Annotated in this window: 6 protein-coding genes; 4 read left to right on the top strand and 2 right to left on the bottom strand. The window is 69.5% G+C overall.

Features of this window, described 5'->3' with window-relative positions:
• Positions 1-143: 143 nt before the first annotated feature.
• Positions 144-1049 carry an NshR/TsnR family 23S rRNA methyltransferase gene (nshR, locus tag O7621_RS07465; RefSeq protein ID WP_282233340.1) on the top strand — a complete coding sequence of 302 codons (906 nt, stop codon included), beginning with the start codon at positions 144-146 and terminating at the stop codon, positions 1047-1049.
• Positions 1050-1069: 20 nt separating this feature from the next.
• Here nshR and O7621_RS07460 read toward each other — a convergent pair whose 3' ends face one another.
• Complete coding sequence (locus tag O7621_RS07460) at positions 1070-2563, bottom strand: fibronectin type III domain-containing protein (RefSeq protein ID WP_282233339.1); 1494 nt, start codon at positions 2561-2563, stop codon at positions 1070-1072.
• A gap of 269 nt (positions 2564-2832) precedes the next feature.
• Positions 2833-3171, bottom strand: coding sequence for a hypothetical protein (locus O7621_RS07455; RefSeq protein ID WP_282233338.1), 339 nt, complete (start codon positions 3169-3171; stop codon positions 2833-2835).
• A gap of 52 nt (positions 3172-3223) precedes the next feature.
• Between O7621_RS07455 and O7621_RS07450 the strand changes: the two genes are divergently transcribed.
• Genes O7621_RS07450 through O7621_RS07440 form a run of 3 tightly spaced genes read left to right on the top strand, consistent with a single transcriptional unit; the run spans position 3224 to position 15491 of the window.
• The gene (locus tag O7621_RS07450; protein WP_282233337.1) at positions 3224-4150 is read left to right on the top strand and encodes a sterol desaturase family protein; all 927 of its coding nucleotides are present in this window, start codon (positions 3224-3226) and stop codon (positions 4148-4150) included.
• 53 nt (positions 4151-4203) lie between these two features.
• The gene (locus O7621_RS07445) at positions 4204-13740 is read left to right on the top strand and encodes a non-ribosomal peptide synthetase/type I polyketide synthase (RefSeq protein WP_282233336.1); all 9537 of its coding nucleotides are present in this window, start codon (positions 4204-4206) and stop codon (positions 13738-13740) included.
• Positions 13741-13760: 20 nt separating this feature from the next.
• The gene (locus O7621_RS07440) at positions 13761-15491 is read left to right on the top strand and encodes an NAD(P)/FAD-dependent oxidoreductase (protein WP_282233335.1); all 1731 of its coding nucleotides are present in this window, start codon (positions 13761-13763) and stop codon (positions 15489-15491) included.
• Position 15492: the final 1 nt, after the last annotated feature.

The raw sequence follows: 15492 nt of genomic DNA, 5'->3' as shown, positions 1-15492 counted from the left end.
CGGTTCGGCCGGGCGGGAGGGTGGACCCGCCCGGTCAGTGGGGCAGCATCCCCGGCGCGTACCCCCGGATCGGGGCGGCAAACCCGGTGCGGTGCCGGCGCTCGACGGCGGGGCCGGACCCGGGGTGGGTTAGGGTCGTTGCCGTGGCGGAACTCGATGTCATCACCGAGCGGTCGGATCCGGCCGTCCAGCGGATCATCGACGTCACCAAGCATTCGCGATCCGTCGTGCGGACCGTGCTGATCGAGGACGCCGAGCCGCTGGTCCAGGCGATCCACGCCGGGCTGGAGTTCATCGAGGTCTACGGGGCGCAGACCAGCCCGCTGCCCGGCGAGGTGGTCACCGCATGCCGGCGGGAAGGAATCCCGGTCCGCCTGGTCGCGGCCCCGATCATGAACGACCTGTTCCGAACCGACAAGAAGCCCAAGGCGTTCGGGATAGCCCGGGTCCCGAGACCGTGGAGCTTCGACGAGTTGTCCCGTACGACCGGCGACCTCGTCGTCCTGGACGGGGTGAAGATCGTCGGCAACATCGGGGCCATCGTGCGGACGTCGTTCGCGCTCGGCGCCGGTGGCATCGTGCTGGTGGACAGCGACCTGACCACCATCGCGGACCGGCGGCTGATCAGAGCCAGCCGGGGCTACGTCTTCTCGCTGCCGATCGTGCTCGCGTCGCGGGCCGAGGCGACCGGCTACTTCCGGCGTACCGGCATCCCGCTGGTCGCATTCGACGCCGACGGCGATCTCGCGGTCAGCGATCTACGCGACGCGGACGAGCAGCTCGCCCTGCTGCTGGGTAGCGAGAAGACCGGTACGTCGCGCTCCTTCGAGAGCATCTCCCGCCATTCGGTGTCGATTCCCATCGACCCGGCCGCGGAGTCGCTGAACGTCTCCGTCTGTGCGGGCATCGCACTGTACGAGCGTTACCACTGGAACCTCGCCGACCGGCGGCGCCCGCCACAGGCCACCGCACCGAACCCGCAGCAGCCCGCCAAGCGCCGCGCCAGAAGGCCTGCGTCGTCGTCCGGCGGGCCGGGCCGCCGCCGCTGAGCCACACGGCGTCGCCTGCCCTACGGCGGCGGATAGAACATGCCCTGTGCGGTCACCGACGGACTGGCCGCCGACTCGTTGCCGGCGGCGTCGACGGCGACCACCGTGTACGTGTGCCAGGTCGCCCCGCCCACCGCCAGCGTCAACTGAGTCCCGTCGGTCGCGCCGACGACGGTCGCGCCCTCGTACACCCGGTAGCTGACGGCGGGCTCGCCTCCGGTGGAGGCAGACCACACCAGGGTGAGCTGAGCGTCGGTGGGCCAGTTGCCGGGGGCGTTGCCGGTCACCTCGAGCGACGCCGGTGCCGCCGGCCGGGCGGCAGGACCGGGCGCGGTGGTGACCCGCGCCTGGGCGGAGCGTGGGGTCTCGCCGCAGGACTGGGGGAGGGTCGCGCTGACCCGGTAGATGTGCCGGGACGCGGACGGCAGCCCGGAGATGACCGTCTCCGGGTAGCGGGAGGTGGCGACAGCCGTGTCACCGTCCCAGACGGTGTACGAGGTGGCGGTGGCGTCGAAGGTCCAGTTCAGCCGCACCGACGACGGGGAGAGCGCGGTCGCCGCCAGCCCGACCGGCCGGGGCGGGCTGCCCAGGCAGGTCTCGGTACTGGCTGACACCGCTGGGCTGTGCGCCGACTCGTTGCCGGCGGAATCGAGCGCGGCGATGGTGAAGCGGTGCCAGGTGGCGTGGAAGAGCCGCTGGATGGTGGCCGTGGTGCCGACGCTGACGGCGACCCGGGTGCCGCCCTCGTGGACCGCGTACCGGTCCGGCGGCGGTCCGGCCGGCGCGGTCCAGGCCAGGCTGATCGTGGTGTCGGTGCGCCCGGTGACGGTGAGGCCGGTAGGCGGGCCGTGCCGCGCGGGATCACCGGCGGCAGTCGTGGCCCTGGTCGAGCCGACCGGTTCGGTGGATCCGGGACCGCACTGGTTGTGCCGGTAGAGCTGGATCTGGTGATCGGTGGCAGGTGCCAGACCGCCGACCCGGGCGCTGGTCAGCGACGTCCAGCCCAGGCTGACGCCGTCCACCCGCAGTTCCAGTTCGCCGCCGAGCGGGTGCCGGGGCCAGGAGAGCGAGACCGCCGACGCGGTGACGGCGGTGACGGTGATCGGCAGGGTCGGGGTCGGCAGACACTCCGGGTTGACCCCGGAGAGCCAGGAGCGGCCGGTCACCGGGTCGGTCGGCGCCGACTCCCGCCCGTGCCGGTCGACGGCGGTGACGGCGTACGCGTGCGACGACCCGAAGGGCACGTTCATCGTCGTCGACGTGGTGCTGGTGCGGGCGACCACTTCTCCGCCCTCGTACACCCGGAAGGAGTGGACCCGTGGCCCGGTGGGCGGTTGCTGCCAGGTCAGGCTGATCGCGACGCCGTTGGTGCTGGCCCAGAGCGCGGTCGGGGTCGTCGGGCCGGCCGGTCCGTCGTGCCGCGCGGCGGCGGGGGACGCGCCGAGCAGGACGGCGGCGACGAGTGCGACGTTGGTCAGCGCGGCGGCGCCGCGCCAGTGGGATGGGGTACGCACGGCTGTCCCTCCGTTGGACACCGATCGGTTATCGACTTCAATCGATCCCACCTAGAGAACCGGCGCATCGACGCCATGTCAAGCGCGGGCCGACCGCACCGTGGGCATCGCTGCGCTCATCGCCGCCCATCTCGCCCGCACCCCGCAGACCGACCAGGTGCCGTGCGATGAGCGACGGCCCTACGGAAGGTTGAGAGGCCGCCGCACTCCCACCCTGAACTAAACAGCTAAGTGGACAGAGGGCCCGGTCCCTCAAAAAGACCCTTATGTCATGACAAAAATGAACCAGTTCTTGTTTGAGTTGCAGGCTTGAGATATTCAGATGGTGATAGAGAACTACCGATCATGACTTCTATTTGGATTACTGACTGGGGACCGGCAACGCAGAACAAAAGATGATCTGGCACCACCCAGACGTGAACCGGTTTCTCACAAAGAAGTTCACGCATGACCGACACCCGATGGACCGCAGCAAGATTCAGGCCCACACCAAGGGATCGCGCTCTTCGTTGATCAAGGCGCATTTTGGTGAAGGCCAGAGGACCCGCAAGGCTAGCTGTTTCATCTGTTGGAAAGTGCGCCTCCACCGCACCCCCTGCGTTCAACACGATTGGTCACCCCTCGGCGGTGACCAACTGAACGACCTGCGATGGAGAGAACGTGAACATATCCCACCAGTACGACAGCGCCCTGTCCCCGCCTGCGCCAGAGCCCTGCTCCATTGCCATGGTTCGCGCCGCCGCACGGATCGTGACGTATCCGATCCTGATCATCGCCATGATCACGGTCAGCGTGATCGCGCTGCGGCACGGGTGGAATCTGGGTGCCGTCAACTTCGCCTTTCTGATCGGTACGCTCGCCTATCTCGCAATGCTTGAGCGTCTGATCCCGTACGAACCTACCTGGCACCCGAGCCTACGTGAGTGGCGCTGGTACGGGATCTATTTCCTGCTTACTCTACTCGGCGGCGGGCTGGCACAGCTGCCGATCATGGCTGTCGTCGGGGCGGTCGCCGCGCCCCAGGGGTGGCTCCCCCTGTGGGTGGAGATGCCGTTCGCGCTGCTGCTCGGTTCGCTGGCCAGCTATGTGATGCACCGGCTCGGGCACACCAACGCCTGGCTGTGGCGACTCCACGGGGTACACCACGTGCCTGACAAGGTCAATGTCGGCAACAACGGCGTCAACCACATCCTCGACATCGTGCTCGCTCAGGGTGTGGTGCAGTTGACGCTCGCCTTCGCCGGTTTCTCCGAGCCGGCCGTCTTCGTCATCGGGCTGCTTGTCATCGTGCAGGGCTACTTCATCCACGCCAACATCGACGTACGCATCGGTTGGCTGAACTATGTCTTCACCAGTCCAGAGCAGCATCGTCTGCATCACAGCACGGACCTTGCCGAGGCAGGTAACTTCGGCTCCGATCTGTCGATCTGGGATCAGCTTTTCGGCACCTTCACATGGCGTTCGGATCGCCGCCCGGTAGCGGTCGGGCTGCACAATCCGACATCATTCCCACCGACCGGCGACGTCGTCGCCAGTCTGTTGCACCCATGGCGCGCCCGCGCCGGTGCCAGAGGTCCACGTCGCTGACAACCAAGCGCATTCCTCAGCTCGTCCGTACCGCGACTCAGAAGGACTTGACAATGATGTACTCCCGCGCGGCCGGGGCACAAGTGCAGGATCCGGCAAATGCCGGCGGCTCGGAAAAGATCGCCATCATCGGCATCGGCTGCCGTATGCCCGGTGGCGCCTCGGACTACCGGACGTTCTGGCAAAACGTCGTCAACGGTCGGGATTGCATTACCGAAACGCCATCGGACCGCTACGACGTCGCCACCCTCGGCAGCGGGGACAGGACCAAACCGGGGCGACTGGTCGGTGGCCGGGGCGGCTACATCGACGGAGTGGCCGAATTCGACCCGGCCTTCTTCGGCATCAGCCCTCGGGAGGCCGAGCACATGGATCCGCAGCAGCGCAAGCTGCTGGAGGTCAGCTGGGATGCGCTGGAGGACGGCGGACAGAAGCCGACGGAGCTGGCCGGACGGGACGTCGGGGTGTTCATCGGCGCGTTCACCTTGGACTACAAGATCCTGCAGTTCGCGGACCTGAGCTTCGAGACCCTGGCGGCGCACACCGCGACCGGAACCATGATGACGATGGTGTCGAACCGCATCTCGTACTGCTTCGACTTCCGCGGCCCCAGCGTGTCGATCGACACCGCGTGTAGTTCCTCCCTGGTAGCCGTACACCTGGCCCGGCAGAGCCTGCTGCGCGGGGAGATCGACCTCGCGCTCGCCGGCGGGACACTACTGCACCTGACCCCGCAGTACACCATCGCCGAGACGAAGGGGGGCTTCCTCTCCGCGGAGGGCCGCTCACGCCCCTTCGACGCGTCGGCCAACGGGTACGTCCGCGCCGAGGGCGTCGGGGCGGTCGCGCTGAAACGCCTGTCGGACGCGCTGGCGGACGGTGATCCGATCCACGCGGTGATCATCGGCAGTGGCGTCAATCAGGACGGCCGGACCAATGGCATCACCGTGCCGAACGCCGACGCTCAGGCCATCCTCATCGAGCGGGTGTGCGCCGAGGCCGGGATCGCCCCTGGCAGCCTGCAGTACGTGGAGGCGCACGGCACCTCCACCCCGGTCGGTGACCCTGTCGAGGCCAGGGCGCTGGGCCGGGTGCTGACGATCGGCCGCCGGCCCGGGGAGACCTGCTACATCGGGTCGGTGAAGACGAACATCGGGCACACCGAGTCCGCTGCCGGCGTCGCCGGCCTGATCAAGACCGCGATGTCCGTGAAGCACCGCACCATCGCCCCGCAGATCAACTTCGATCAGGTCAACCCCGAGATCGATCTGTCGTCCCTGCCGTTCGAGATCCCTACCGCGCCCACGCCGTGGCCGCGGCACCAGGGGCCGGCCCGTGCCGGGGTCAACTCCTTCGGCTTCGGCGGCACCAATGCGCATGTGCTGCTCGAGGAGCCACCGCAACGGCCGGACGTGGTCGCGCCCTCGGCCGGCCCTCCGGCGTACACGATCCTTCCCCTGACCGCCCGCGACCCCGACGTGCTGCCGGCTCTCGCCGAAGGCATCCGCAGGGAGTTGGCCGGGGCCGACGGACACGATGCCGTCGCGCTGGCCGATCTCGGCTACACGCTGGCCCGCCGCCGCCAGCACCACGAACACCGTGTGTCTATCGTGTACCCGAGCCGGACTCCGACGCACTCGGACCGGGCCTCGCTGGACGCGGCGTTGGCCGCCTATCTACGCGGTGATCCGCATCCACACGTGTTCGTCGACCAGCGGCGCGACACCCACGAGCGTGCGCTGGTGTGGGTGTTCACCGGCATGGGTCCCCAGTGGTGGGCGATGGGTCGCCAACTGTACGCCGACGAGCCGGTGTACCGGGACGCGATCGACCGCTGCGACCGGGCGATCCGGCGGATCACCGGCTGGTCGTTGATCAACGAGCTGAACGCCGACGAGATCGACTCGCGCATGGCCGAGACCTGGCTCGCGCAACCGGCCAACTTCGCGGTCCAGGTCGGCCTGGCAGCTCTGTGGCGCAGCTACGGCGTGCGGCCCGACGCGATCGTCGGACACAGCACCGGTGAGGTGGCGGCCTTCTACGAGGCCGGTGTCTACTCCCTCGACGAGGCGGTCAGGATCGTCGTACACCGCAGCCGGCTGCAGCAGAAGCTCGTCGGGACCGGCACCATGCTCGCGGTCGGGCTCACCGAAGCCGCGGCCGAACGCCGGATCCGACCGTACGGCGACCGGGTCTCCGTGGCCGCGGTCAACAGCCCCGCAGCGGTGACCCTCGCCGGTGACGAGACCGCCCTCGCCGCCCTCGCCGCCGACCTCACCGCGGAACGGACCTTCGCCAAACTCGTCGCCGTACGCGTGCCGTACCACAGCGCCGCCATGGACATGATCAAGGACGAGTTGCTCGACTCACTGCACGGCCTCGCCCCGCGCCCCGCCCGGGTGCCCGTCTACCTCACCGGACAGGACGGCGTGGCGCAGGGCCCCGAACTCGACGCCGGCTACTGGTGGCGCAACGTCCGCGACAGCGTACGGTTCCGGGGCGCGGTCAATCGGCTCATCGACGACGGGTACCGGCTCTTTCTCGAGATCGGCCCGCACCCGGTACTCAGCCACTCCATCCAGGAATGTCTCGCCAGCAGGGACGTGCATGGTCGTACCCTGCCGTCGATCCGGCGGGGCGCAGACGAACCGCAGCGCGTGGTCATGACCCTCGCCGCCCTGCACAGCCTCGGTGTGGAGATCGCCTGGGACGTCCTGCACCCGGTCGGGGCCCCGGTGCCGCTCCCCCGGTACCCGTTCCGACGCGACCGCTACTGGGTGGAGCCGCGCTCGGTCGCGCAGATCCGGCTCGGACACCGGGACCACCCGCTACTCGGCCGCCGGTTGTCCAACGCCGAGCCCACCTGGGAGGTGAAGCTCGACACCGAGGACATGCCGTACCTCGACGACCACCGCATCCAGGGAAACGCCGTGTTCCCAGCCGCGGGCTACCTCGAGATGGCGGCGCAGGCGGTCAACGCGCTCACCGGCGGCGGCGGGGCGACCCTGGCCGGCATCGAACTGCGCAGGGCCCTGTTCCTGTCCGCCGGTGAGTCCCGGACCGTGCAGCTGTCGGTGACCGCCGAATCCGGCGAGTTCACCGTGGCTTCGATCACCGGCGACGCCGCCGACCACCCTGTGCATGCCAGCGGGATCCTGCTCGCCGGCCAACCCGGCCGGCACGTTCCCCGGTTGGCCGCCGACACGGTACGGCAGCGCCTGGCACACCACCGCGACGGCGTGCGGTGCTACGCCGACCTCGCCGCCCTCGGCTACCACTACGGCCCGGCCTTCCAGGGCATCGAACAGGTGTGGATCGGCCCGGACGAGGCACTGGCCCGGATCCGGCTCCCCGCCGCACTCGACGGCTCCGCCGACGGCTACCACGTCCACCCGGTGCTGCTCGACGCCTGCTTCCAGACCCTGCTGACCCCGCAACTGCTCGACGCCGCGGGTCCGGGCGAGGAACACACCGGCATCCGGCTGCCGTTGTCGATCGCGGAGGTACGCCTCGACCCCGTCGGTGATCAGGCGCTGTGGGCGCACGCGACGATTGTGCGGCGCGACGCCGACGGATTGACCGGCGACATCGCGGTCTACGCCGACGACGGCACCCCGGTGGGCCGTATCGGCGGCTTCCGCGCCACAGACGTGGAGAAGACCACCGCCGCTGTCGGGGTCGGCACGATCGACAGCTGGCTCGCCGAACTCCAGTGGATCCGGCGGGAACCCCTGACCGACCCTGCGGCGCAACCCACCGCCGCCGATCGCCCCGGTGACCGGTGGCTGGTCTTCGCCGACCGGGCCGGCCTGGCCGAGGAGCTGGCCGATCTGGTGTCGATCCGCGGCGGCCAATGCCACCTCGTACGGCCCGGACCTGGCTACCACCTCGACCACGATGGCGCGGGCTCGACGGTGCGACCGGGCCGCGCCGACGAACTGCACCGCCTCCTCACCGAGTTGCGCGCGGCCGGCTCCGGACCGTTCCACAACGTGGTGCACCTGTGGGGCCTGGACCTGCCGCCGCTTGACCGCGCCGCCATCGACGACTTCGCCGAGCACACCAGCCTCGGCGTCTACTCCCTGGTCGCGCTCGCCCAGGCACTGCTGGCCCAGGGAACCGACGGTCGGCTGCACGTCGTCGCCAGAGGCGCCCAGGCAGTGCAGGCAGCGGATCCGGTTGCGCCGATGGCCGCCCCGGCCTGGGGCGTCTGCCGAGTGCTGCGCCACCAGGAGGGGATCAACCACCCGGGCAAGTTGATCGACCTCGACCCGGCCGGCGGCCGGGATCGGGCCGGACGGCGGGCGGAGGCGGCGGCCCTGCTACGGGAGCTGGCCGTCGACGACGAGGACGAGATCGCCCTGCGCGGCGACCACCGGTACACCAGCCGACTACGCCCGGCCGGCGGGCTGACCCGCCCGCTGCCGCTGCGCCTGCGCGCCGACGGCACCTACCTGGTGACCGGCGCGTTCGGCGCGCTGGGCCGGCTGCTGTGCCGCACCCTGGTACGCCGGGGTGCCCGCCGGCTCATCCTCCTCGGGCGCAGCCCGGTGCCGGCCCGGCAGCGGTGGGGCGAGCCTGGCTGGGACGGCGCGGTCCGCGACCGGATCGACTTTCTCATGGAGCTGGAGAAGCTTGGCTGTCAACCGATCCTGGCCCGGCTCGACGTCGCTGACGAAGCCGCGCTGACCGGCTGGCTGGCCGATCACCGCGCCAGCCAGGCACCGCCGATCCGCGGCGTGTTCCACCTCGCCGGCCAGGTCCGCGACACGCTGCTCCCCGAGATGGACCGGGCGGCGTTCGACACCGCGTACGCGCCGAAGGTGCTCGGCGCCTATCTGCTGCACCGCCACCTGAGCGACGAGCCGCTGGAGCACTTCGTGCTGTTCGCCTCGATCGCCTCGCTGCTCACCACCGCCGGGCAGAGCAACTACGCGGCCGGCAACGCCTTCCTGGACGCGCTGGCGCAGCATCGCCGCGCCACCGGACTGCCGGCGCTGAGCCTGGACTGGGGGCCGTGGGCCACCGGAATGATCGAGGAACTCGGCCTGGTCCACCACTACCGGCACAGCCGCGGGATGAGTTCGCTGTCGCCGGCCGCGGGCATGGCGGTGCTCGAACGGGTGATCGGTCAGGACCGGGCCCAGCTGCTGGTGGCCACCATCGTGGACTGGCCAACCTTCCTGTCCTGGTACACCTCCTTACCCCCGTTGGTGGCCGACCTCGCGGCGACGGCCGCGCAGCCGCCGGACGCTGGCGGCGACACCTTCCTGGACGTGTTCCGCGACGCGGACGGTGACCAGCGGCACCAGCTGCTCCGCGAGCGGTTCACCGCGGTGGTGGCGGCCGTGCTCAGGGTTCCCCCGGAACGGGTGGACCCGGCATCCAGCATCGCCGCGCTGGGACTGGACTCGCTGCTCGCCATGGAGCTGCGCGCCCGCATCGCGGCCGAGATCCACGTCGCCCTGCCGGTGGTGGCGCTACTCAGCGGCGCACCGGTCGCCGACCTTGTCGAGCAGGCGTACGAGGAGCTCGTCGACCTGCTCGCCGCGGACGCCGCCACCGTCGGCGCCGACGTCGAGGTGTACAGCGACGAGCAATGCTATCCGTTGACCCAGAACCAGAAGGCGCTGTGGTTCCTCAAGCAGCTCAACCCCGACGGCTACGCCTACAACATCGGCGGCGCGGTCGAGGTGCGGGTCGAACTGGACGCGGAGCTGATGTTCGAGGCCGTCCGGGCCCTCATCGCGCGCCATCCCAGCCTGCGGGCGAACTTCCTGCTCGAACAGGGCCAGTCGGACCGGGGCCGGGCCGGCCACCGCCAGCCGGTACAACGGATCCACCCGGAGATCCGGGCGGACGTCGCCCTGTTCGACGTGCGCGACCGGGCGTGGACCGACGTCTACCAGATGATCATCCAGGAATACCGCCGCCCGTACGACCTCGAGCGCGACCCGCTGGTGCGCTTCCGGCTGTTCCGGCTCGGCCCACAGCGGTGGGTCATCATGAAGGCCGTCCACCACATCATCTCGGACGCCATCTCCACCTTCACCTTCATCGAAGAACTGCTCGCCGTCTACGAAGGGCTGCGCCGGGGCGCACCCGCGCAGCTGCCGCCGGTGTCCGCCCGCTACCTGGACTTCCTCAACTGGCAGAACAGGTTCCTCGGCAGCCCGCAGGCGCGTAGGTCGCTGGACTACTGGCGTTCGCACCTGCCAGCCGAGGTGCCGACGCTGAACCTGCCGACCGACAAACCACGTCCGGCGGTGCAGACCAACAACGGAGCCTCGGAGTTCTTCACCCTGGATCCGGACCTCACCGCACGGGTACACGCGACGGCCCGAGACCACAACGCGACCGTGTTCATGGTGCTGCTGTGCGCCTACTTCGTCCTGCTGCACCGCTACTCAGGGCAGGACGACGTCACCGTGGGCAGCCCGGTGACCGGGCGGACCGAGGAGGAGTTCGGTTCGACCTACGGGTACTTCGTCAACCCCCTACCGCTGCACGCCGACCTGTCCGGCGATCCGTCGATCGCCGACCTGCTCAACCAGGTACGCACGACGGTGCTCAACGGGCTGGACAACCAGGACTACCCGTTCGTGCTGCTGGTGGAGCAGCTGGGCCTGCACCACGATCCCAGCCGGTCGGCGGTCTTCCAGACGATGTTCATCCTGCTCACCCACAAGGTGGCGACTGAGAAGTACGGCTACCGGCTGGAGTACATCGAACTTCCGGAGGAGGAAGGGCAGTTCGACCTGACGCTGTCGGTCTACGAGGACGAGGCCGACCACCAGTTCCACTGCGTCCTCAAGTACAACACCGACCTGTTCCTGCCCGAGACCGTACGACGGATCGCCCGGCACTACGTCCAGCTGCTCGACACGATGAGCCGGTCGGCGCCCGAGCAGCCGGTCCGACAGCTCGAGCTGCTCGACGCGGACGAACGCGAACGTCTCCTCGACGACTGGAGTGGCGCCCGGCAGCAGGTCGCGCACGACGTCCCGGTCCACGAGCTGGTGTCCAGGGTCGCCGCGCGGCAGCCGGACGCCGTCGCCGTCGTGGCGCCGGCGGGTCCCAGCGGCGCGGCCGGCGGATCCGCCGACACTCGCCGGCTGGACTACGCCACCCTGGAACGGCGGTCGCGGCAACTCGCGCACCAGCTGCGCCGCCTCGGCGTACGGGACGGCGCGGTGGTCGCCCTCTGCCTGGACAAGTCTCCCGAGCTGATCACCGCGGTGCTCGCGGTACTCCGGGCCGGCGGTGCCTATCTGCCGCTCGACGCCGGCTACCCGGCTGATCGGCTGGCGTACATGCTGCGCAACGCCGAGGCCACCCTGGTGCTCGCCGACGGCGCGGCCCACGACAGCATCAGCTGCATGGTCGGCGGGTCCGGCCAGGTGCTGGACCTGCACTCGCTGCTGCGGGCGGCCGGAAACGAGCCCGACGCCGCCCTCGACGTACGCATCGGACTGGACGACCCGGCCTACGTCATCTACACCTCCGGCTCGACCGGTCTGCCGAAGGCCGTCCAGGTCACCCACCGCAACCTGGCTGCGGTGTACGGCGGCTGGCGACAGGAGTACCGCCTCGACGAGGTGCGGGTACACCTGCAGATGGCCAGCTTCGCGTTCGACGTGTTCGCCGGCGACCTCGTCCGCGCGCTCTGCTCCGGCGGCACCCTGGTCCTGGTCGACCGCGATCTGTTGTTCAACACCGACCGGCTGTACCGCACGATGGTCAGCGAACGCGTCGACTGCGGCGAGTTCGTCCCCGCCGTCGCCCGCGGGCTGGTCACCTACTGTGCACGGGAGGGGCGCCGGCTGGATTTCATGCGCCTGCTGATCGTCGGCTCCGACATCTGGACCGTCGAGGAGTACCAACGGCTGCGCGCGCTCGGCGGCCCGCGCACCCGGGTGGTCAACTCGTACGGTCTGAGCGAAGCGACCATCGACAGCACCTATTTCGAGGGCTCGCCGGCCGCCCTCGATCCCGGCCACGTCGTGCCAATCGGACGGCCGTTCCCGAACAGCGCCGTCTACCTGCTCGACGAGCAGGGCGGGCTGGTGCCGCCCGGCGTGCCCGGCGAGTTGTGGGTCGGTGGCCACGGCGTAGCGACCGGCTATGTCGGCGACGCCGAACAGACCGCGCAGCGCTTCGTCACCCGGACGTTGAGCCGTCGGCCGGGTGCCCTGCCGGTGCGGCTGTACCGCACCGGAGACCTCGCCCGCTGGGCGGCCGACGGCGTCCTGCACCTGTTGGGCCGGGCGGACACCCAGGTCAAGGTACGCGGACATCGAGTCGAGACCGGTGAAGTCGAGTCCCTGCTGAAGGCGCTGCCCGCCGTGGCGGAGGCGGTGGTCGTGGTCCGCCCGGACGCCGGTGGCGAAGCCGTCCTGTGTGCGTACTACGTGCCGGCCGACGGTGCGGAGCTGGACCGGCGGGAACTGCGCAGCCACCTCGCCGGCCAGCTGCCCACGTTCATGATCCCGGCGTACCTCGGCCAGCTGTCGGCGCTGCCGCTGACCCCCAACGGCAAGGTCGACGTGGCGGCCCTCCCACCGCCTGGTCCAGACCCCGAACAGGGGCGGTACGACCCGCCGGTGACGCTGTACGAGACCCGGATGGCCGAGCACTGGCGGGCGCTGCTCAACATCGACGAGATCGGACTTCGGCAGGACTTCTTCGAGGTGGGAGGAAGCTCGATCAAACTCGTCGAGCTGATCAACAGCCTGCAGACCGAGTTCAACATAGAGATCCCGGTCAGCCGTCTCTTCCAGATCACCACCCTGCACGGCATGGCGAAGACTGTGGAGCACATCGTCACCGGGCGGCTCAGCGGCGGGCAGCCGTACCTGACGTTCAACCCGGCGAACCGGCCCGCGCTGTTCTGCTTCCCGCCGGCCGGCGGGCACGGGCTGATCTACCGGCAGTTCGTCATGCATCTGCCCGAGTACCACGCCGTGGGGTTCAACCACATTTCCGGTGACGACAAGGTCGCCCAGTATGCGGACCTGGTCGACGAGCTACAGCCGGACGGCGGCTGCCGGCTGCTCGGTTATTCGCTCGGCGGCAACCTCGCCTTCGAGGTGGCGAAGGAGCTCGAGCGCCGGGGCCGGACAGTGCGGCACGTAATCATCGTCGACTCGTACCGCATCGGCGCGGAGTTCGAGTTCGGCCCGGAACAGTTCGCGGCGTTCGAGCGGGAACTCGCCGAGCACCTGCGCCGGCACACCGGTTCGGAGATCGTCGCCCAGGAGACCCGGGAGCAGGCCGGCGAGTACATCGAGTTCTGCGCCCGTACCCCGAACCTGGGGTCCGTCGCGGCACCGGTGACGGTGATCAGCGACCAGGACCGGATGGAGTTCTACGCGGCGGGTGCGCGCGGCAGCTGGGCTGGCGCGTCACGCTGCCGCGACGGCCTGCTCGCCGGGTTCGGCGCGCACGCCGAGATGTTCGACCAGGAGTACGCCTCCCGCAACGCCGGCCTGGTCCGTGCCGTCCTGGCGGGTTCCGGTGCCGAACCCGGCACCGGAGAACGCCCCGCGCCCGCCATGAACCCCGACCCGTCGCTCGCCCCAGTTGACTGACCATCGAGGAGGCACCGACCATGCCAGAGTCGAAACCCGCCCGGGAAACGATGATCATCATCGGTGGTGGCCTGGGTGGTCTCGCCACCGGCTGCTACGCGCAGATGAACGGCTACCGCACCCACACCTTCGAGATGCACGAGTTGCCGGGCGGCTGCTGCACAGCCTGGGACCAGGGTGAGTTCACCTTCGACTGGTGCGTGAGCTGGCTGCTCGGTAGCGGGCCCGGCAACGACATGCACCAGATCTGGCTCGAACTCGGTGCGCTGCAGGGCAAGGAGATGCGCGACTTCGAGACGTTCAACATCGTCCGTGGCCGGGACGGGCGGACCGTCTACTTCTACTCCGACCCTGACCGGTTGCAGGAGCACCTGCTGTGGCACTCGCCCGCCGACGCGCGGCTCATCCGCGACTTCTGCGCCGGGATACGCACCTTCAAGAAGCTGCTCAACGCCTACCCGTTCCTCAAGCCGGTCGGCCTGATGCGGCCGTGGGAACGGTGGCGGATGCTCGCCGCCTTCCTGCCGCACTTCAACACCATCCGCAGGTCGATCACGACACTGATGACCGACTATTCCGCCAGATTCAAGGATCCGCTGCTGCGGGAGGCGTTCAACTTCATCCTGTACGAGCGACATGCGAGCTTTCCGGTGCTGCCCTTCTACTTTCAACTCGCGGCGCACGCCGGGCGCACCGCCGGCGTGCCGGAGGGGGGTTCACTCGGGCTGGCCCGCTCGATCGAGCAGCGCTACCTGCGGCTCGGCGGCAAGGTCACGTACAACGCGAAGGTCGACGAGGTGCTGGTCGAGAACGACCGGGCGGTCGGGGTCCGACTCAGCGACGGACGTGAGCACCGCGCCGACATCGTCGTCGCCACCTGCGACGGGCACACGACGGTCACCAAGCTGCTGAACGGCCGCTACCTCAACGAGACCTACCGTCGCCTGTACACCGAGACCATCGACGAGCCAGGCCAGGTCTACCCCGGGTACGTCAGTGCGTTCTTCGGCCTCGACCGGCCGTATCCGGACGCAGACCCGTGCACCACTCACCTGCTGTCGCCCGAGGAGGCGACGGGCCTGGTCGGCATCGGCGAGCACCCCAGCGTCAACGTACAGTTCCGCAGCCGGCACTACCCCGAGCTCTCCCCGGCGGAAACCTCGGTCGTGTTCGTCACCTTCTTCTCCGACACCGGAGCCTGGCGGCAACTGGTGGCGGGACCGGAGCAGGCGAGCCGGGTCCGCAAGGGCGAACTGCTGCACACCCTGCGGGTGCGCCGTGGCCGCACCTACTACGCCGCGAAGCGACAGGTGCGCACCGCCCTGCTCGGCCTGCTGGACCAGCGTTACCCCGGGCTCGCGGACTCGGTCGTGGCGCACGACATCGCGACGCCGCTGACACAGATCCGCTACACCGCCAACCACGACGGCTCGATCGCCGGCTGGCAACCGTTCGTCGACGGCGGCGAAACGATGGAGAAGGAGCTGGAAAAGCACGGCCCAGTGCTCCCTGGGCTGGAGAATTTCTATCTGGCCGGTGTCTGGACCACGATCGGCGGGCTCATCCGGGCCGCTGCCAGCGGCCGACATGTCGTGCAGTTCATCTGCCGCGACGACGGTCGGCCCTTCACCGCCGACATCGACGACACAGCGCCGCCGCCCACGCAGGTGACGGTGCCCGTGCCGGCCACACCCTCGCTGGCCTTCCCCGCTGAGGGACACCCGTCCGTTCTCACCCGGCAAGGAGCCTGAC

It is taken from the genome of Solwaraspora sp. WMMD937, from assembly GCF_029581175.1.
Classification (GTDB): domain Bacteria; phylum Actinomycetota; class Actinomycetes; order Mycobacteriales; family Micromonosporaceae; genus Micromonospora_E.
Note: the sequence above shows the minus strand (reverse complement) of the source record. Positions and strands in the feature narration are given on the sequence as shown.